The sequence below is a fragment of the Methanosarcina baltica genome (genome assembly GCF_055394095.1).
The window spans coordinates 2,681,412-2,697,418 of record NZ_AP042463.1 but is presented as its reverse complement, the minus strand read 5'-3'; the positions used below and the strand labels follow the sequence as shown (position 1 = coordinate 2,697,418).

Sequence of the window (16,007 nt, the reverse complement as noted above, 5' to 3'; positions counted from 1 at the left end):
AAACAAAAAACCCGTTAAATCTTTAGATTTAACGGGTAGTTGACTATGCGTTCATGAGACAGGCAGGAAACCCCACTGCTTTCGTGGGGTAGTTGACTGTCCCGGAGAACGTCTCACTGTTCCCCGAAGAACGACCTCATCAGGGGGTGCATCTCCATCATCTGTTCCGAGGCGATATCCTCATAGAGACGGTAGACGATACTCACCGTAAGCAAAAGCCCTGTCCCTCCGGCACTACCGAGAGTACCGAGCAGACTTGCGACCAGGGTCAAAAGCCCGATGAAGGCCCCACCAATAACGGTTACCTTCGGAATATAGCGCTGCATAACTTTTTCAATACTGCCGATGTTCCGCCTGAACCCCGGAATCTGCATCCCGGAATTGAAGATTTTCTGAGCGGTCGGCTTTGCACCCATGCCCGTGGTCTCGATCCAGAAGAGGGCAAAGATGATACCTCCTCCGATCAGCATGACGGCATCCATAGATACGTGCAGGATTATCTGCCAGATCGCCGGAGACGCCATCCCGTAGCCTGCGAACGATTCCTTCACAAGAGAAGGAACCCAATCATAGGGGCTGTGGATCGGAGCCAGATAATACATGATCCCGTTAATCGGCTTTGAGCCACTGAATTCTCCCAGGATGGTAATCCCGCGTCCATAGAGCAGAATCCCAATCATCTGAATGTTGGCCTGAAGCGCCCTTACAAGGATCATGGGAAGAACTGAAGCATATATAAGCTTCACCGGGAAGCGGCCTCTGGCCCCTCTTACCGCACTGTGGGCAAGTGGAATTTCAATCCTCGTACTTTCCACAAAGACCACGAGGAGGAAGATAATTACAGTACTCAAAAGTGCCAGGATTCCTCCCTTTACCAGAAGGAACATCAGGCCCTCTCCTGAGAATAGGTAATCAGCCCCGACATTCTGCGCGATATAGATCCATTTCGGGATCAACCCTACGGGAAGCCCGCTGGTGTCAAGTTGCCAATTAAAGATCCCTGCCACAAGCTGTTGAGAGATTCCCGCTACAATGAAAAGCCCCACACCTGACCCAATACCCCATTTAGAGATCACTTCATCCATGAAAAGGACCAGAGCGCCTCCAATGAAGATCTGGACCAGAAGGAAGAGTGTAATCACTCCCAGGGGTATACCAAGAGCTATGGCAAGTCCTTCGTCCGCTTGGATATATCCGCCAAGAAGTTGCGGCAGAGCTTCCAGAAGAATCATAACAAAGACAAGGGATTTTTGAGCTCCCTGAAAGAAAGCCTGGTCTCTGGGATCCGAAAGGTCAAGATTAATAATATCCGCCCCAACGAGGAGCTGCAGAACAATAGATGCCGTGACGATTGGCCCGATACCGAGAAGGATCAAAGAACCTGAGGCCCCGGCAAAGAATGCACGGTATGATTCAAAAAGGTCGATCGAATTTTGGGACATCCCGAAAAGCGGTACATTCGCAAGAGCAAAGTACAGCATCAGAATCCCAAGCGTCCACCAGAGTTTATCTTTGAAGTGAACATGCTTTTCCGGACTTGCAACTGCAGGTAACCTATTAAAAAGCGGTTCCAGCGTATCCCTGAGAGTCATCGATTACACACCATTCAAAATATCAATTATTTAACCTACCTGTACGTTATTTCCCTCACGTAGGTTTGCTATCTTTCGCATCTGCACATTATAAGCATTGCTGTATTTTCGCATTGCTCAAATTAATTTTTACATGTAGCATTTGCTATATAGCACATCTAGTATGAAAAAGTAATGCCGAAATATAAGAAAAAAGTAATGTCAGAAATGACACTACTTAGGACTCGTCACTGAATAACCTATGCATAATTTCTATTGGATGTATTGATTTTCAAGATCAAGGTAGCCAATCGAAATTGTAATGAATGCTAAATTGCATAGGTTATTTCGTTGCGGGCACTTATTCGGCTTCAATGCAGTTTCCACCTGCGCCTTCGATCTTGGCGCGGGCAGATACTGAAAATTCATCTGAAGTTATCGACAGACTTCTGGTAACACGTCCGCTTCCGAGTACCTTCTCAATCCCGATATCCTCAAGATTGATATGGTAGATCCCGTCTTCGAACCTGGCAAGCCCTTCTTCCACAAGGTAAGGAGCAAGTTCGTCCAGTTCCCCGACGTTCGCGATAGAAACGTCCTTTGACACTATTGCAGGGAGCTTGAAGCCATGCTTTCCATAGCTGTAGCCCCTCTGCATGGCTCTGACGAAATGGTGTTTGCATCCACCGGCTCTCCCACGGCCCCCACGGTTTCCGGCCCCACGTCTGTTCTTGCTGGTGCCGCCACCACAGGTCCTGGTACCTCTGAACTTTTTAGTATCCATAAACTCACCTCATCTTGTTCAGGAGCACGTTGATGTTTTCCCCGTGGTTTCCAAGTACGCCGCCCTGCTGTACAGTCCTTTTCATGCCTGCATGTCCTTTTCTGGGAGGGTGCATCCTGAAGACCGGTTTAAGCTTGGGGATGTCTTTGAGCGTTGCCTTTCCTTCCACCAAAGCTTCCGCAAAGGCGTCAATGGACTCGTAATCCGAGTTCTCCTTCACGTATTCCTCGGTCAGGCAGGCTCCGCCTTCAAGTCTACCGCGGTTTTTAAGCATCTCGGCAACGGTCTCTGCGTCCACCTTTCCATATGCAACATAGTCCTTGACTTTCTGGACCATGCCCTTGTAATGGGTGTCTTCCGGCACAACCACACAGTGGTTTACCCTGTGCAGGCGAAGCATCTTCATTGTGTCCTCAATGGTATGACGGACATTTACCGGGCCACGAACCCTGACTACTGCATACATCAGGCTTCCTCCATACTGTAATTTACAGGCAGCCTCATGACATTGACATTGCGCAGGGCTTCAAAGGTTGCCTTTGCGAAGTTGAGGGTAGTCCTGGTAGTCCCGAAAGTCTTGGTCCAGACATCCTTAATACCTGCTTTTTCAAGCACCTTGGTAGCAGTGTTACCTGCTGCAATTCCAAGACCTCTTGGGGCGGGGATGAGGGTTACGGTGACACTTCCGGCCTTTCCACTAACTGTGTAAGGTACGGTGTGCGGCAGCCCGCAGGCACATTCCCAGGACCCGCAACCACGGCGGATGTAAGTAATGTTGAGCTTTGCAGCATCAATTGCCTTGCGGATTGCAGGCCCTACCTGCACGTCCTTTGCCTGCCCGAGCCCCACGTAACCGTCTCCATTTCCGACGATCACGGTTGCCCTGAACTTAACACGGCGGCCGGAGTCAGTCATCCTCTGGACCATGTTAATGTCAAGCACTTCGTCTTCCAGGTTCGGAAGCAGCATATCCACAATCTGGGGTTCCCTGATGGGAAGACCGGACTCGATTGCCTCTTCCATTGTAGCAACCTGGCCATCGACAACCAGCTTCCCTAGCCTTGTCTTTGGAACCCATTCATCTTCGTATCTCATTCAATCACCTTAATTAAATTCAGCAAAGATTTTTTCTTTGGTTGCTTCAAACTGCTCCGGAAGGTCCGAACCTTCCCTGTACTCAGCAACATGTTCTCCCCTGATCCTTTCATCAGACGGGAACACATCCGGGTCGCAGGGAATTTCAAAACCGGCATCTACAATGCCTTTGAGCGCGGCATAGACTCTGGAACCACGGGACGAAGCCTGCAGGCCTATGTCCAGTATTCCTTCCTCGTAACCGTTCTTCAAGCTCTTTAAGCCGAATAAAAGCCCTGTAAGATATGCAGCCGTTGTGTTTCCTGTAGGTCCGGTGTAACCGAATTTTGCCAGCTCGGTGGAAACGGCTGATGAATAGGTTAAATCCCCTTCAAGGGTTGGAGCTACCAACTGGATCTGCATATTCCTGGTACTTTTTCTTACGACCACACGGTCCTGCTTTGAAAGAAGCAGTTTAAGACGCATATGGTAATTTGTGCGTCCCTCTCTTCTTCTTCTGAACGGAACCTTATACCTTGGTCCTGTAGCCATTCTTAGCTCCTCCACGTAAGTAAAAGCATTATTCTACCTTCTTGATCAGTTTTTCGGACTCAAGGTGCGCCTCAAGGTGAGCAACGCTCCTGTACTCTCCGCCCTTTGCCTTCCGGTACAGCTTGCAGTACACGGACTTTTCAAGCTTGTCTTCGGCACGAAGTTCCTTGAGCTTTCTTCTGAGAGCCCTGATCTTCCTTATCCACTGTTCTTTACTCGGGCTACGGGCTCCTTTCTTACCTTTTCTGGAACCCTGTCCTTTTCGGTGCCCGTACCTGCGCTTTTCGTCTCTAATCCTTGCCCGGCCTCTGCTGACACCCTTCACGGCTTTTGCCTTGATAGTGCCGTTTGCAATAAGGCCGCGGATATCTTCCCTTGTGATTGCGGAAGAGATCTCCTCTTCAGCAGTTGGGTCAAGCCAGACCCTGTCAAGCCCGCAGTCAAAGACACTGGAAGCAATCTTCCTCTGGTTGGAAAGATCTGCCATATTTATTCACCCCTTCCCGGGTTCAGTATCTTGATGCCAAGCTCTCCGGCCTTTTCCAGGATTAAGGCTTTCTTCTTTGCCCCTACTGTGGCAGAGATTCTTATAGCCTCAAAGGCAGGATCGACAAGTTCAAGGTCACCTGTGGTTGCAACAAGTACATCCACATAGCCGGACGGGTGCAGGCCCTTTACAGCAACGGGGCTACCGAATCCTACCTGGACTACGGTACCTTTCCCCTTGTATTTTCTGCGCTGTTTGCCCTGCAGACCTCTGGGACGCCTCCAGTTAGAGTCGAGCCTCTTGAACTTGTGGCTGCAGGTTCTCTTAAACTGGGGCTTCTTCCCTTTCTGGACCTTTCTTACGTTGAATAAACGCCTGGATTCAGGGTCCATTTCAAGGGCGGAAACTTCCTTTTCGTTAATCTGCTCTACCATAATGACACCTTCAGGCCTTCTCTACAATGTAGATTCCATCCTGGAAAACCCTCGGATCGAATCTCTTGATCTTGGTCATCTGCTCAATATTTGCCGCAGTCTGCCCGACGTCTTCCTTGTTGATTCCGGAAACAACGACCTCGCTTCCACTCACTTTTACCTTGGTTTCCCCAAGAATACTTGAGGTCCTTGGCTTTTTCTCTCCAAGGAAGTTCCCGACCGTAAACACATTTCCAGCGGCCTTGACCTGCATTGGGAAGTGAGCGTAGACAATAGTCATCTTGTACTCGAAACCGTCTGTTACGCCTTTGATCATGTTGTTGATGTGAGAGGTAAAGGTCCCGACCATGGCTTTCTGCTTTCTTCTGGTGATTGCAGAGTCCACAAGAACTTCGGAATCCGTGATCTGAACATTTATCCCCGGATACCAAATTTGTCTTTCAACTGACCCCTTGGGCCCGGTTACGATAAAGACATTTCCAGTATAGGAAACATTTACTCCCTCGGGAATAGCTATTGTTTTTGCAAGTTCTTTTGCCATTCAGTTTCCCTCCCGAGTTTCAGTATACATACGCAAGAAGCTGCCCGCCGATCTTTTTCTCACGGGCATCGTGTTGGGATATGACTCCACTTGAGGTAGTCACAATTAAAGCTCCGAAGTTCTTTGCAGGCAAGAACTGCTTTTCCCAGCGTTCGAAGTTTTCAGTCCCTACGGAATACCTGGGTTTGATTGCTCCGCACTTGTTAATCTTTCCCACAAGGCTCACTTCATAAATGCCAGCTTTCCCGTCATCAATTAACTCGAACTCGCCAATGTACCCGAGGTCCTGCATAACATTGAGCACGTTACCGATTGTTTTTGAGGCAGGCCTGATTACACAGGAACTTTTCCCAACAACTTCAGCATTCTTGATTGTGGTAAGGGCATTTGCAAGAGGATCCAATAATACCATTTTTTTTCACCTCATGAATATTTCTCGAAGCCCATTTCGTGGGCCATTTCTCTGAAACAGTGCCGACAGAGGTAAATACCGTATTTCCGGACCAGGCCCTGTTTCCTGCCGCAGCGTTTGCATTCGTTCGCGCCTCTTCCAAAGCTCTTCTTAGTCTGAACCATTATTCGACCTCCACGCCATAACTTTCATTCAGGAAAGCAACCGCATCGTCTACAGTAAGCCTGTGGGAGGTAGGAACCTTGTGCCTTGCAATTCTCCTTTTGTTGATCCTTTCTCCCGGGCGCTTGATAACAACGGTCACGTCCATTCCGAAGACCCCGATCTTCGGGTCGTATCTCATACCTGGAAAGTCCGTGTGTTCTTCAATCCCGAATGAAATGTTCCCGAGGGCGTCAAACTGATACCTCTGGACCTTCTTTTCGATGATGCCGAAAGCGGTTTCCAGGAAACCCTGGGCCGTGGGGCCTCTCAGAGTAATCTTACATCCGATGGGTTCGCTTTTCTTAATGCTAAAAGCCGGAAGAGTCCTCTTTGCAAAGCACCTTACGATTTCCTGACCGGTGATTTTCCTGAGGATATTTTCCGCATCTACCAGGTGCTGTCCGCTTTCACCGACGCCCATATGGACAATAACCTTTTCGACCATAGGAGTTCGCATCGGATTACTCAACAGACTCACCTCCGAGCTTGATCTCGGGTTTATCTTCGCCAATTACGATCACGTAAGGCTCAATGGTTTCGAATTCCTTGTCTCCGGAAATCAGAACCGTGTTGTGCTTGGAACTCTTAACTTCCCTGATTTCCTTGATAGTGCCGATTTCCCCTGAGTGCTGGCCGCCAATGACCATTGCCAGGTTTCCGACCTTGTACACCAGGTGCTTTACGACCTGCTTGTCAGGAATGGAAAGGATCAAAGAGTCCTTTGTATTGTAATCGTTGGATCCGAGAATGTTTGTCCCGTCGTTCAGATTGAGCTGGGTTTTTCCACCTGTGATGGTGGTCTTGTTGTCAATCCTGCACAGTTTGTTGGCCCCGGGCTCACTCAGTTTGTGAAGGGTTAAACGCCCTTTTTCATCCTGAAGTACCCTGTACGCAACGTCCATGGGGGGGATTGAAATGACGTCAAAAAGCCCTACAGGGAATTTTACGTCCTTTCTGGGAATCCCGTCTACAAGGATCTTGCTTTCTGCAAGGATCCTTTTACCCTCTTTGCGGTTGTCCACAAGCTTGAGAACGTCTCGAATAATAACTCCGAGAGGAAGACTGTGCGCTCTGTTGTGTGGTCCGGACCGGGTAGCGGTGACCCACTTATTAGATTTTTTGCCGAATTTCCAGCTTTTTGGAATAGATAATCGTTTCTGGTGTGTCACAGAATCACCTGTCTCACTTCTTAATACTCGACGCTCTCAGCGGGTCTTTCATTTCCAGTTTCATGATCATGACATTGGAGGGATAAATCGGTCTTGGGACTTCAGTTCCATCCACCTTGGTGGAAATAACTCCGTCGACCGCAATTTTTCCGTCCTTAAGGGATACGGACTGGACTTTTCCTTCCTTGTCCTTGAAATCCCCGCGCATGACCTTTACCGTGTCACCTTTGATGACAGCGGCACTCCGGGTTCCGTATTCCTTGCTAAGCTCGTCGCTGAGCCTGGAACCCATGTATTTCTGCCGCTTGTGGAGAGGTGCGTTGTACCTTTCTTTTCTCTGCTTTCTTGGCTGTTTTGAGACCATGCCTGTCACCTCAGACAATTATGGATGCGGTAGTTCCGATCTTCGGGAATCTTTCCGCAGCTTCCCTTGCAATAGGGCCTTTGATATCGGTCCCTTTGGGAATACCGTTTTCGTCTGTGATTACCATTGCGTTGTCTTCAAAGCAGACCCGCAGCCCGTCCGGGCGGCGAAATTCCTGCTTCTGCCGGATAATCACTGCGAAGAGAATCTGTTTTCTCATCTCAGGTGTACCCTTCTTTACGGAAACAACGCACATGTCCCCGATACCCGCCCGGGGCATTCTGTTCTTGACACCACGGTATTTTTTAACGGAAATAATCTCGAGCACCTTGGCCCCTGTGTTGTCCACACAGGGAATCTTGGCTCCGGCGTTGAGGGCTCGCGGAATGCTTGAGCGAATACCCCTCATTGCGGAACCTCCGCCTTAACCACCACGTATGATTTGGATTTGCTAATCGGACGGCATTCTGCGATTGTAACGATATCGCCTACCTTTGCACCGACGCAGGGTGGGTTGTGTGCGTGAATCTTCGAACGCCTTTTTTCGTATCTCTGATATTTTGGCACCATCTTCATGTGCTGCCTTTCAATAACTACCGTGCTATCCATCTTGCTGCTGACCACGGTCCCTACAAGGATCTGACCCCTGACAGGGAGTGTTCCGTGGAAAGGACAGTTAACGTCCTCGCATTCTTCAGATGGCGCCGGTATGTTTAATCCAATATCTCTAGCCATAAGCTTTCAGCCCCATTTACGTAGTTTCTTTATGCTTTTTATCCGATTTTCGGGTTGTGAGAGCAAAAGGTTTCCTTGAACCTTAACGAATGTATCGGATCTGCGGCCTTTTTCAGAGAGCTTGGCGGGAATCCGGAATATAAATTCCGTCCCCGCTTTCGGGATCATAAGTTCCCGGGCCTGTGAAGTTTCAACGAGAAACATGTTTTTTGTCTCGTCGATCACAGAGCCCTGGATTCCGATCAATGATGAATTGGTGGAATTGACTACCTTGACGAAAAGACCTATCAGTTCGTGATAGATCAGGTTCGAAGGTAAGATTTCCACATCAGATATCATTTAGCTCGTTCTGGATTGTCTTTATCCGGGCAATGGTTCTTCGGACTTCTCCGATCTTGCCCGGGTTGTCCGGCGCCCCGCCAGCAGAGGATAGGGCACGTTCCCGAATAAGGTCATTATTCAGTTTTTCCAGTTCGTCAGCTCTTTCCTCTGGAGTCATGTTCCGGATGTCACTGGGTCTCAGGATAGCCATCAGTCCTTAGCCTCCTTATGCACTCTTGCCATGGGATGCCAGTAGTCGTAGCTCTCATGCTTGTGCTGCCAGACCCCGCCGATCTGTCTGCGGAGCTCGTCGGAACCTTCAACCTGAATGATTTCGCTTTCTTCTTCTACGGCTTCAGGTTCTGCGACCTCTTCTTCTACGGCTTCAGGTTCTGCGACCTTTTCTTCTGCGGCTTCAGGTTCTGCTACCTTTTTGGAGGTAGCTTCTTCAGTGACTTTTTCTGCGGCTTTAGCTTTAGCCTTTACAGGGGCTTCAGCTTCCACAGCCTTTTCCACTTCGGCTTCTTCCACTACAGGGGCATCTTCCACAACTTCCGAAGCGTCCTTTACCCTGAATGCGTCAGGCAGGACAACCCCGGGGTGGATGATACGGACCTTGCAACCAAGGGTTCCGAGCTTCTTGACAGCCACGGCAAAGCCCTGGTCCACAAGTTCTTCAGCTGGCTTTCCGGCGTGCTTGACATGCCCGTCCACGAACTTCTCGACCCTGGACCTTGCTCCAGTGAGCTTGCCTGAGATTACGATTTCACAGCCGAGGGCTCCTGCACTCATGATTGCGCGGATTGTGTTGTGTCCGGCTTTCCTGAAGTACCAGCCTCTCTCAATGGAGGAAGCAAGCCTGGATGCCATCATCTGAGCGTTTAATTCCGGCCTCTTGACTTCCTGAGCATCGATCTGCGGGTTTTCCAGATTGTACTTGATTCCGACATCACGGGTAAGCTTGCGAATGACCTTTCCGGCCTTTCCGATTACCATCCCGGGCTTTTCGGAATAGATAACTATCTGGGTCCCCATTGGGGTCCTGTTAAGCTCCATTCCGCCGTAGCCAGCCCTGCTGAGCTGATCTGCGAAATACTCGTTCATGGAAGCTTTGACGTACCCGTCCTGGACGAACTTTTTCTCTACTGCCATTTTAGAGCACCTCGGAAAGGATCATCTCAATATTTACTGTTTCTGTGTTCTTGGGTGTGGCGCGTCCTCTTGCTCTTGGGATAATTCCGTGGATCACTCTTCCGCGCTGCATTATCACATGGGAGATGCACATCTGACTGGGTTCCAGTCCTTTGTACTCGGCGTTGCTCTCAGCGTTTTTGAGGACTTTTAAAATTTCCTTCGAGGCGTTGACGGGGTACCTGCCGGCGGCCATGGGCCCTTTCCGGTGTCCAGCTCCATCGTTATGTCTCTTGAAAGGCACTGCCTTTTTAAGAATGATCACGTCTTCAAGGAACTTCCTTGCTTCCCCGATTTTCATGCCCTTGATATGAGTGCAGATTTCGCGGGATTTCTTTGGGGAAATGTGAAGTTCTGAACCCATTGCCTTGGAACTTTTCTCAGGGTCCATTTCAACAGAATAATTAACTTTTGCCATCCTGTCTCACCTCACTTCAGCGGTACGAACCTGCTTGAACGGGTTGCACCGACACCTGCGCTTCCGTGGGAAACTCTTGGTCTCGATGGGGAGAATTCTCCGAAGCGGTGTCCGACCATTTCTGGCTGGAATTCCACACTGATAAATTCTTTCCCGTTGTAGATTTCTACCATCTTTCCGATCATCTCGGGGAAGATAATCATATTCCTGTAGTGAGTCCTGACCGACTTGCCTTCCGCAACTTCCTTAAACTCGTGGAGGACCTTCTTCTGTCCGTCGGAAAACCCGCGCTTGATGCTGCGGCGCTCCCTTGCGGGCAGGAGTTCGGCGAATTCCTCCAGGCTGAGTTTCTGAAGTTCAGCGATGGTCATGCCGCGATAGGTATACTCACCCTTTCTTTTCGGTAACCTTGATGCTGATTTCTTTGCCATATTTAATACCCCTCGTTCAGCGCTTCTTTCCGGTTCTGCGTGCTGCGATCAACCCTACTTTTCTTCCAGGGGGAGCGTTTCTGCTAACCGTGGTCGATTTACCGGGGTGCTTCCGGTTACCTCCACCGAATGGGTGGTCAATTGGGTTCATGGCAACGCCCGAAACTCTCGGGTACTTTGCAGCCCTTGTTTTCATCTTGTGATATTTCTTACCGGCTTTGAGCCAGGGCCTGTCTACCCTGCCGCCACCAGCAACGATGCCAATGGTCGCTCTGCAGCTAGGGTTCAGCCATTTGAGAGTCCCGGAAGGCATTGATACTGCGGTCCTGTTAGCTTCCTGGGTCACAACGGTTGCGTAAACCCCTGAAGAACGGACAAACTTGCCGCCGTCATTTGGCTTTGCTTCAATGTTACAGATCAAAAACCCTTCAGGCACTTCTCCGATAGGTACAGTGTTGCCTTGCTTGATTTCGGCTTCATCTCCGCAGGAAAGCTCTGCTCCAACTGCCATACCTTCAGAGGCAATGATGAAGAACTTTTCTCCGTTTTCAAAGACTACCTTTGCGATAGGGGCGGAGCGGGCCGGGTCGTGTTCGATTCCGATGATTTCCCCTTTCAGGGTAACATGGTCATCTGCACGAGGGTGCTTAAGCTCTGCCTTATACTTGTGAGAGGGAGCCCTGTAGGTAGGGGTGCCTCGACCCCTGTTCTGTGATATGATTCGCTTACCCATACATCACACCTCACATCAGTCCTATTCGGGTCGCAATCTCATGTGCCGCTTCGGTTTCTTCGAAAGTGACGATTGCTTTTTTCTGACCCTTCATTGTTGTCATGGACCGTACGGAGATTACCTTGAAGCCGTACAGTTTTTCGACATCATCCTTAATCAGATGCTTGTTCGAGCGAGTGTCCACGATGAACTGGAGCTTGTTCTGGTCCATCAGCATCATCGCTTTTTCTGTTATGAAGGGATACTTAATCGAATTCATTGGAATGCACCCTCCAGTTTCTCAATTGCGGATTCAGTCCAGATGGTCAGGCGCCCTGCGTGTGTACCCGGGGCCAGCATTTCAGTGTTGAGTTTTTCCGCCGTCACAATGTCCACTCCGGAGAGGTTCCTTGCAGCTATTGTAATAGATGCCTCTTCCCCTGTGACGATCAGAATGCTCTTTCTGTGCTTGTATTTCCTGCCTCTGAGCTTTCCGCGACCTGCCCTGATGTGCCTGCCTTCCTTTGCCCGGATGACATCACTGTATAAACCTGCAGCTTCAAGGAAGTCTATGACCTGCTTTGTCTTTTCAAGGCCTTCGATTGCGTTGTCCGCAACGATTGGAAGTTCGCCTTCGTAGACGTGCCCGCGCAGGCTCACAAGAATGGGGTCTGCGGTGGCTGCAATAGCCGAGCGGATCGCGTAGCGACGCTCTTTGGTGTTGACTTTCTCGCTTCTGTCGGTTTCAGGTTTTGGTGGGTGGGCTCTTCTTCCGCCTGTTGCTTGAGGAACCCTTGCAGCTCTGCTGCCGTTTGTAAGCCTCGGGATCTGGGCAACTCCACGCCCTGAACCCCAGGACCTTGCAGAGGTGTCCATTCCTGAGTAGAGGCGGGGGCCGTAAGGCTGGAGCCTGTTTGCCTGTGCTGCCAGCACTGCCTTCTTGATCAGGTCTGGCCGGTAGTCCTCATCAAAAACGGCGGGGAGCTCAATGTCTCTTACAACGTTTCCTGAAAGGTCTATGGTTTTTGCTGTAGCCATCTTAGATCACCCCTGCTTGGACTCTTTACTTATGTACTGGATATGGGGTTCGCCAAAGCCATCCTTCTTTGCCCTGACAGGGTCTCTGAGCCTGATAAGTCTCTTGGAAGGTCCGGGTACGCTGCCCTTGATAAGTACATATTCCCCCTTGACAAGTCCATAGTTAATGAACCCGCCGTCCGGGGTAACTTCCGAGCCATCAGTCCCGATTTTCAGGATGCGCTTGTTGAATTCTGTCCTCTGGTGGTATCCCATCTGCCCCATCTGGGGCACACGCCAGGATACACGGGCCGGGTGGAATGGTCCGAGGGTTCCTACCTGCCTGAGACTGCCCTGACGGGAGTGTTTCCCCTTCTGCAATTGGATGCCCCAGCGCTTGACAGGACCCTGAGTCCCCTTACCTGTGGTGATTGCGGCCGTGTCTACAAGAACGCCGTTCTTGAAGATATCGGTAATTTTCACGAGGGTTCCGAGGATAGTTTTTGCGTACTCGAATTTGGCTCCGATGTTCGCTGCACTAATCCCGGTTTCCATCATGTCCGGCTTTTGCTTGGGAATTCCACTAAGGTTCTTCGGAAGGGTGTAGGTAATGGTTCTGATGTCGGAAACCTTGCCTTCTTCGATCAGCTTGCCGAGCTCTTCTAAGGAGTCGTCATTGCTTTCACTTTTAGGCACAATGATCCGGCGCTCAAGTTCTGGGTCCAGTTCCGTGGCCCAGACTTCAGCGAGTGCTTTTTCGCCGTATGCGTCCATTCCATAGGCTCGGATGGCGGCTACCCGGATTGCAGGAGTTTCGATCACGGTAACAGGTACGGAGATTTCCGTACCTTCGGTCAGGCTGTGCTTCACGTCATCTATCATGATCACGTGGGTCATACCCACCTTGTACCCTGCAAAACCCTGCAGTCTTGGCTCACCTGCCGCTTCCGGCCATGACCTGAACCTCGGGATGTGGCTCTTGGCCCTTTTACGTGGGCTGAATGCGAGAGAACCTCGATTTGGTCGGTGTATATCTGCCATATTTCTACTCCGTTATGTTTCAATAGGAATGCCAGCCTCTCCGGCGGCACATGAGTGAAAAAAAACCCTGTTCCTGAGTTCTCTAACGTTACCGGGCGTATCCAGACCTGCCTGGCAAAATGCCTCGAGCAGTCTAAAGCCTTAAAGCTCCCGTACCTTAATCCCTTCGGGTATCTGGTATAAAGGCTTACAGTTCCTGCAGGCCCGTATAAAACGGGATCTCCTTATGGAACTGTTCCACCGTCCCGGTAGAACCAAACTCAGGCGGTTAAGACCTGATTTGAAACATACAATGACTTTTACGCATCTTCTCGAAAATTGGCATTTTCGTGCGATTTCGAACGCCCCTGGGGGCATCAAAAGCGGGCGTTTCAAAGCATTGGCCCTTTGACACTCATGTCGATCCGACGTTTCTCACTGGATTGTTTTCAATGCTGAGTATTCTGCCGTAACGGACAGCAAAAAGCTCAATTACCCCCGGAAATCCGGAGTATAATCTTCAAAGTCTCAAGTTTATCTCAAAGCTGTCGATCTCAAGCACCGATGTACCTGAATACCGATTATTCCTACTATTCTCACAGTACTTTGCGCTCTTACATTGTATATCTAGTATATAAAAGCTTTGTACAAAAAGGAACCGGCTGAAGAATAATTAAGAGAGTAATTCAAAAAATGGTGTTCAATATTTTTCTTCAGGGGCACAAACAAAGGATGGACCCGAAGGGCCTGTATATTAGTGAACTCGAAAAATAGACCTGTGCATTAGTAAACCCCAAAAAAAGGCCTATATATTACTGCGGGGGGAACCTGCCCCCGCAAAACCCTGCATGTTACTATTACTTAATCCGAACGGGTCACTTTTTTTACGATTTTCGGGATTTTCCGGCCCCGATAGCCTATCCCGCCTATCAGTTTTACACCCGGTTTTTTCCTAATTCTATCAGCGTATGCGCTGTCAAAACTTGCGATAATTACCCTTCCGGCCGCCATTTCGATTTTACCCCCATGCCCGAGGACCGCTGCAAGAACCCCCTGGATCAGGGGGGCAGTGGCATCATCAGAAAGCCTTATGAGGTGGGTTTCTACGGTCATGACCCCTCCAAAATATATCAGGACAGGCGTCTTGATCTGGAAGATACCTGTGGCCTAAGGATACTACCGGGCTTTAAACTTCCCTTCGAGACCATCAGGTCCACGGGGATTTTCGGATTGGCTATTGTCCCTGCTTTCGGGCTTTGCCCTAACACCGTTTCAGGAGCTGTTCTTGAATTGATTTTCGATACTTTCCCGACTTTAATGCCCTCTTGTTCCAGAATATCAAGCGCTTTTTTAATCGGCAGACCGACCAGTTTCGGGACCTTTTTCGTACTCTTTCCTGCACCAGCCGGGGTTTCCACTCTGGAAATGACCGGGGTTTCTACCCTGGAGATGACCGGAGTTTTTCGAATAGGCATGGGACGGGGGGGTTGAGTATCTTTCCCCAATGTCTTCTTTTCTTCTTCAGCTTTTTCCCGCAGGTCACCTGGTTCTTTTTCTATCTCTTTTTCTATTTCCACTTCTTTTATAGGGAATACGGGTTTTTTCACCGAGATCACGAGGCCGATTCCGGACTTGATCCCCACATCCGTCCCCGGCCGGAGGCTCTGGGCTATTATTATCCCGGGCTTTGTGTCCGTTGCCTGCTTTTTTATCGGGCCTGTTTTGAGCCCGGATTTTTCTATGACTTCCTTTGCACTTCCAAGTTCAAGCCCGAGCAGATTCGGAACCTTCACGGAAGAGCGCCGGGATATGATCAGGTCCACCGGGGCCTTTGCTTCGGCCAGGGCATAGGCGGAAGGCAGCTGGGCAAGTACGGTTCCCTGTGGGACCCCTCCCCTACTTTCCTTTTCGAGCACTTCCCCGAGACTGAATCCGGCCTCCTCAAGTTTGTCTCTGGCGACTTCAAGGGAGAGTCCCGCAAGGTCCGGGACTTCTCTGTACCCGGATGAGCCCGTCTTATCGGGAAGTTCCTGAAGGGTGAACTCTATTTCGCTCAGGTTCTCAGGGGGGATGATGTCGTCTGCTTTTGGCATCTGGAACTTAAGCTCCGTCCCTTCGAGAGCCAGGTTGGCCCGGAGTTTCACATTCATGCTACTTACATGGTACTTTGTCCTTTCAGGAGCTTTTTTCAGGCCCAGGTTCATTTCAGAAAGGGACGTTTTAAAAGTGCCAATCAGATTTGCCGAAGAGAGAGTGGGTCTCTCCCTCTGCATTAGTCCAAGCCGGGCTTCGAGTTTGCCTTTTTCCTTTGCGAGCAGGGTCACCTGGGCCGAAAGCGCGTCCTTTTCCTGTTTTAGCAGGAGGGAATCTCTCAGATAGTTAGCTGATTTTTCCCTGTGAAATGCAATTTCCTTCTCCCGGGTTTCGAATTCAAGTTCCACGTCCTTCAAACGAGTCTCAATCTTTGTATAAGTCCTGACGTCAGTTCCTCTTGATTTTTTATAATTTACCAGGTCTGTCCTGAGTTCCTTGATATTTTCCATGCAGCCCCTCCGAAATTCTCTGGTCCC

General features: G+C 49.8%; 26 protein-coding genes. All 26 read right to left on the bottom strand.

All coding sequences use genetic code 11. The features are described 5' to 3' along the window. Positions 1-113: 113 nt before the first annotated feature. The 26 genes from secY to ACZ5QV_RS11735 all read right to left on the bottom strand — a co-directional run bounded on the left by secY (position 114) and on the right by ACZ5QV_RS11735 (position 15,980). A complete protein-coding gene (gene secY, locus ACZ5QV_RS11860) occupies positions 114-1,592 on the bottom strand; it encodes a preprotein translocase subunit SecY (protein ID WP_464600000.1) in 1,479 nt (492 codons plus the stop codon). 340 nt (positions 1,593-1,932) lie between these two features. Next, positions 1,933-2,355 (bottom strand): uL15m family ribosomal protein, encoded by a 423-nt coding sequence (locus tag ACZ5QV_RS11855; protein ID WP_464599999.1) that lies wholly within the window; start codon positions 2,353-2,355, stop codon positions 1,933-1,935. A gap of 4 nt (positions 2,356-2,359) precedes the next feature. Then, positions 2,360-2,821: a 50S ribosomal protein L30 gene (locus ACZ5QV_RS11850; RefSeq protein WP_464599998.1), complete on the bottom strand. Its 462-nt coding sequence runs from the start codon at positions 2,819-2,821 to the stop codon at positions 2,360-2,362. Then, complete coding sequence (locus tag ACZ5QV_RS11845; protein WP_464599997.1) at positions 2,821-3,450, bottom strand: 30S ribosomal protein S5; 630 nt, start codon at positions 3,448-3,450, stop codon at positions 2,821-2,823. Before ACZ5QV_RS11845 ends, ACZ5QV_RS11850 begins: the two co-directional genes overlap by 1 nt. 9 nt (positions 3,451-3,459) lie before the next feature. Further along, the gene (locus tag ACZ5QV_RS11840) at positions 3,460-3,981 is read right to left on the bottom strand and encodes a 50S ribosomal protein L18 (RefSeq protein ID WP_464599996.1); all 522 of its coding nucleotides are present in this window, start codon (positions 3,979-3,981) and stop codon (positions 3,460-3,462) included. Between the two features lie 28 nt (positions 3,982-4,009). Beyond that, positions 4,010-4,468, bottom strand: coding sequence for a 50S ribosomal protein L19e (locus ACZ5QV_RS11835; protein ID WP_464599995.1), 459 nt, complete (start codon positions 4,466-4,468; stop codon positions 4,010-4,012). A 2-nt stretch (positions 4,469-4,470) separates the two neighbouring features. Then, on the bottom strand, positions 4,471-4,902 hold the full coding sequence (locus ACZ5QV_RS11830; RefSeq protein WP_464599994.1) for a 50S ribosomal protein L32e: 432 nt from the start codon (positions 4,900-4,902) through the stop codon (positions 4,471-4,473). Between the two features lie 10 nt (positions 4,903-4,912). Then, on the bottom strand, positions 4,913-5,443 hold the full coding sequence (locus ACZ5QV_RS11825; protein WP_464599993.1) for a 50S ribosomal protein L6: 531 nt from the start codon (positions 5,441-5,443) through the stop codon (positions 4,913-4,915). Positions 5,444-5,462: 19 nt separating this feature from the next. Then, on the bottom strand, positions 5,463-5,855 hold the full coding sequence (locus ACZ5QV_RS11820) for a 30S ribosomal protein S8 (protein WP_464599992.1): 393 nt from the start codon (positions 5,853-5,855) through the stop codon (positions 5,463-5,465). 11 nt (positions 5,856-5,866) lie between these two features. After that, positions 5,867-6,019 carry a 30S ribosomal protein S14 gene (locus ACZ5QV_RS11815; protein ID WP_464599991.1) on the bottom strand — a complete coding sequence of 51 codons (153 nt, stop codon included), beginning with the start codon at positions 6,017-6,019 and terminating at the stop codon, positions 5,867-5,869. Further along, positions 6,019-6,516: a 50S ribosomal protein L5 gene (locus tag ACZ5QV_RS11810; RefSeq protein ID WP_464602103.1), complete on the bottom strand. Its 498-nt coding sequence runs from the start codon at positions 6,514-6,516 to the stop codon at positions 6,019-6,021. Before ACZ5QV_RS11810 ends, ACZ5QV_RS11815 begins: the two co-directional genes overlap by 1 nt. Positions 6,517-6,520: 4 nt before the next feature. Next, positions 6,521-7,228 carry a 30S ribosomal protein S4e gene (locus tag ACZ5QV_RS11805; RefSeq protein ID WP_464599990.1) on the bottom strand — a complete coding sequence of 236 codons (708 nt, stop codon included), beginning with the start codon at positions 7,226-7,228 and terminating at the stop codon, positions 6,521-6,523. A gap of 13 nt (positions 7,229-7,241) precedes the next feature. Then, on the bottom strand, positions 7,242-7,592 hold the full coding sequence (rplX, locus tag ACZ5QV_RS11800) for a 50S ribosomal protein L24 (protein ID WP_464599989.1): 351 nt from the start codon (positions 7,590-7,592) through the stop codon (positions 7,242-7,244). Between the two features lie 10 nt (positions 7,593-7,602). After that, positions 7,603-8,001, bottom strand: coding sequence for a 50S ribosomal protein L14 (rpl14p, locus tag ACZ5QV_RS11795; RefSeq protein WP_464599988.1), 399 nt, complete (start codon positions 7,999-8,001; stop codon positions 7,603-7,605). Further along, positions 7,998-8,327 (bottom strand): 30S ribosomal protein S17, encoded by a 330-nt coding sequence (locus ACZ5QV_RS11790; protein ID WP_464599987.1) that lies wholly within the window; start codon positions 8,325-8,327, stop codon positions 7,998-8,000. The genes rpl14p and ACZ5QV_RS11790 overlap by 4 nt, the downstream gene beginning before the upstream one ends. A gap of 6 nt (positions 8,328-8,333) precedes the next feature. Continuing rightward, positions 8,334-8,666 carry a ribonuclease P protein component 1 gene (gene rnp1, locus ACZ5QV_RS11785; RefSeq protein ID WP_464599986.1) on the bottom strand — a complete coding sequence of 111 codons (333 nt, stop codon included), beginning with the start codon at positions 8,664-8,666 and terminating at the stop codon, positions 8,334-8,336. Next, complete coding sequence (gene rpmC, locus ACZ5QV_RS11780) at positions 8,656-8,859, bottom strand: 50S ribosomal protein L29 (protein WP_464599985.1); 204 nt, start codon at positions 8,857-8,859, stop codon at positions 8,656-8,658. The genes rnp1 and rpmC overlap by 11 nt, the downstream gene beginning before the upstream one ends. Beyond that, positions 8,859-9,800: a 30S ribosomal protein S3 gene (locus ACZ5QV_RS11775; RefSeq protein ID WP_464599984.1), complete on the bottom strand. Its 942-nt coding sequence runs from the start codon at positions 9,798-9,800 to the stop codon at positions 8,859-8,861. The genes rpmC and ACZ5QV_RS11775 overlap by 1 nt, the downstream gene beginning before the upstream one ends. 1 nt (position 9,801) lies before the next feature. Next, complete coding sequence (locus ACZ5QV_RS11770; protein WP_464599983.1) at positions 9,802-10,257, bottom strand: 50S ribosomal protein L22; 456 nt, start codon at positions 10,255-10,257, stop codon at positions 9,802-9,804. An 11-nt stretch (positions 10,258-10,268) separates the two neighbouring features. After that, complete coding sequence (locus tag ACZ5QV_RS11765) at positions 10,269-10,688, bottom strand: 30S ribosomal protein S19 (RefSeq protein WP_464599982.1); 420 nt, start codon at positions 10,686-10,688, stop codon at positions 10,269-10,271. Positions 10,689-10,704: 16 nt separating this feature from the next. Continuing rightward, a complete protein-coding gene (locus tag ACZ5QV_RS11760; protein WP_464599981.1) occupies positions 10,705-11,421 on the bottom strand; it encodes a 50S ribosomal protein L2 in 717 nt (238 codons plus the stop codon). A gap of 10 nt (positions 11,422-11,431) precedes the next feature. Further along, the gene (locus ACZ5QV_RS11755) at positions 11,432-11,680 is read right to left on the bottom strand and encodes a 50S ribosomal protein L23 (protein ID WP_464599980.1); all 249 of its coding nucleotides are present in this window, start codon (positions 11,678-11,680) and stop codon (positions 11,432-11,434) included. Continuing rightward, positions 11,677-12,438: a 50S ribosomal protein L4 gene (gene rpl4p / locus ACZ5QV_RS11750; protein ID WP_464599979.1), complete on the bottom strand. Its 762-nt coding sequence runs from the start codon at positions 12,436-12,438 to the stop codon at positions 11,677-11,679. Before rpl4p ends, ACZ5QV_RS11755 begins: the two co-directional genes overlap by 4 nt. A 6-nt stretch (positions 12,439-12,444) precedes the next feature. Continuing rightward, positions 12,445-13,458 carry a 50S ribosomal protein L3 gene (gene rpl3p / locus ACZ5QV_RS11745; protein WP_464599978.1) on the bottom strand — a complete coding sequence of 338 codons (1,014 nt, stop codon included), beginning with the start codon at positions 13,456-13,458 and terminating at the stop codon, positions 12,445-12,447. Between the two features lie 840 nt (positions 13,459-14,298). Next, a complete protein-coding gene (locus ACZ5QV_RS11740; RefSeq protein WP_464599977.1) occupies positions 14,299-14,550 on the bottom strand; it encodes a hypothetical protein in 252 nt (83 codons plus the stop codon). Positions 14,551-14,567: 17 nt separating this feature from the next. Next, complete coding sequence (locus ACZ5QV_RS11735) at positions 14,568-15,980, bottom strand: PASTA domain-containing protein (RefSeq protein ID WP_464599976.1); 1,413 nt, start codon at positions 15,978-15,980, stop codon at positions 14,568-14,570. Positions 15,981-16,007: the final 27 nt, after the last annotated feature.

Bases quoted from the DNA above. Each gene is read 5' to 3' on its own strand.
- secY (WP_464600000.1), bottom strand. From the start codon at position 1,592: ATGACTCTCAGGGATACGCTGGAACCGCTTTTTAATAGGTTACCTGCA.
- ACZ5QV_RS11855 (WP_464599999.1), bottom strand. From the start codon at position 2,355: ATGGATACTAAAAAGTTCAGAGGTACCAGGACCTGTGGTGGCGGCACC.
- ACZ5QV_RS11850 (WP_464599998.1), bottom strand. From the start codon at position 2,821: ATGTATGCAGTAGTCAGGGTTCGTGGCCCGGTAAATGTCCGTCATACC.
- ACZ5QV_RS11845 (WP_464599997.1), bottom strand. From the start codon at position 3,450: ATGAGATACGAAGATGAATGGGTTCCAAAGACAAGGCTAGGGAAGCTG.
- ACZ5QV_RS11840 (WP_464599996.1), bottom strand. From the start codon at position 3,981: ATGGCTACAGGACCAAGGTATAAGGTTCCGTTCAGAAGAAGAAGAGAG.
- ACZ5QV_RS11835 (WP_464599995.1), bottom strand. From the start codon at position 4,468: ATGGCAGATCTTTCCAACCAGAGGAAGATTGCTTCCAGTGTCTTTGAC.
- ACZ5QV_RS11830 (WP_464599994.1), bottom strand. From the start codon at position 4,902: ATGGTAGAGCAGATTAACGAAAAGGAAGTTTCCGCCCTTGAAATGGAC.
- ACZ5QV_RS11825 (WP_464599993.1), bottom strand. From the start codon at position 5,443: ATGGCAAAAGAACTTGCAAAAACAATAGCTATTCCCGAGGGAGTAAAT.
- ACZ5QV_RS11820 (WP_464599992.1), bottom strand. From the start codon at position 5,855: ATGGTATTATTGGATCCTCTTGCAAATGCCCTTACCACAATCAAGAAT.
- ACZ5QV_RS11815 (WP_464599991.1), bottom strand. From the start codon at position 6,019: ATGGTTCAGACTAAGAAGAGCTTTGGAAGAGGCGCGAACGAATGCAAA.
- ACZ5QV_RS11810 (WP_464602103.1), bottom strand. From the start codon at position 6,516: ATGCGAACTCCTATGGTCGAAAAGGTTATTGTCCATATGGGCGTCGGT.
- rplX (WP_464599989.1), bottom strand. From the start codon at position 7,592: ATGGTCTCAAAACAGCCAAGAAAGCAGAGAAAAGAAAGGTACAACGCA.
- rpl14p (WP_464599988.1), bottom strand. From the start codon at position 8,001: ATGAGGGGTATTCGCTCAAGCATTCCGCGAGCCCTCAACGCCGGAGCC.
- ACZ5QV_RS11790 (WP_464599987.1), bottom strand. From the start codon at position 8,327: ATGGCTAGAGATATTGGATTAAACATACCGGCGCCATCTGAAGAATGC.
- rnp1 (WP_464599986.1), bottom strand. From the start codon at position 8,666: ATGATATCTGATGTGGAAATCTTACCTTCGAACCTGATCTATCACGAA.
- rpmC (WP_464599985.1), bottom strand. From the start codon at position 8,859: ATGGCTATCCTGAGACCCAGTGACATCCGGAACATGACTCCAGAGGAA.
- ACZ5QV_RS11775 (WP_464599984.1), bottom strand. From the start codon at position 9,800: ATGGCAGTAGAGAAAAAGTTCGTCCAGGACGGGTACGTCAAAGCTTCC.
- ACZ5QV_RS11770 (WP_464599983.1), bottom strand. From the start codon at position 10,257: ATGGCAAAAGTTAATTATTCTGTTGAAATGGACCCTGAGAAAAGTTCC.
- ACZ5QV_RS11765 (WP_464599982.1), bottom strand. From the start codon at position 10,688: ATGGCAAAGAAATCAGCATCAAGGTTACCGAAAAGAAAGGGTGAGTAT.
- ACZ5QV_RS11760 (WP_464599981.1), bottom strand. From the start codon at position 11,421: ATGGGTAAGCGAATCATATCACAGAACAGGGGTCGAGGCACCCCTACC.
- ACZ5QV_RS11755 (WP_464599980.1), bottom strand. From the start codon at position 11,680: ATGAATTCGATTAAGTATCCCTTCATAACAGAAAAAGCGATGATGCTG.
- rpl4p (WP_464599979.1), bottom strand. From the start codon at position 12,438: ATGGCTACAGCAAAAACCATAGACCTTTCAGGAAACGTTGTAAGAGAC.
- rpl3p (WP_464599978.1), bottom strand. From the start codon at position 13,458: ATGGCAGATATACACCGACCAAATCGAGGTTCTCTCGCATTCAGCCCA.
- ACZ5QV_RS11740 (WP_464599977.1), bottom strand. From the start codon at position 14,550: ATGACCGTAGAAACCCACCTCATAAGGCTTTCTGATGATGCCACTGCC.
- ACZ5QV_RS11735 (WP_464599976.1), bottom strand. From the start codon at position 15,980: ATGGAAAATATCAAGGAACTCAGGACAGACCTGGTAAATTATAAAAAA.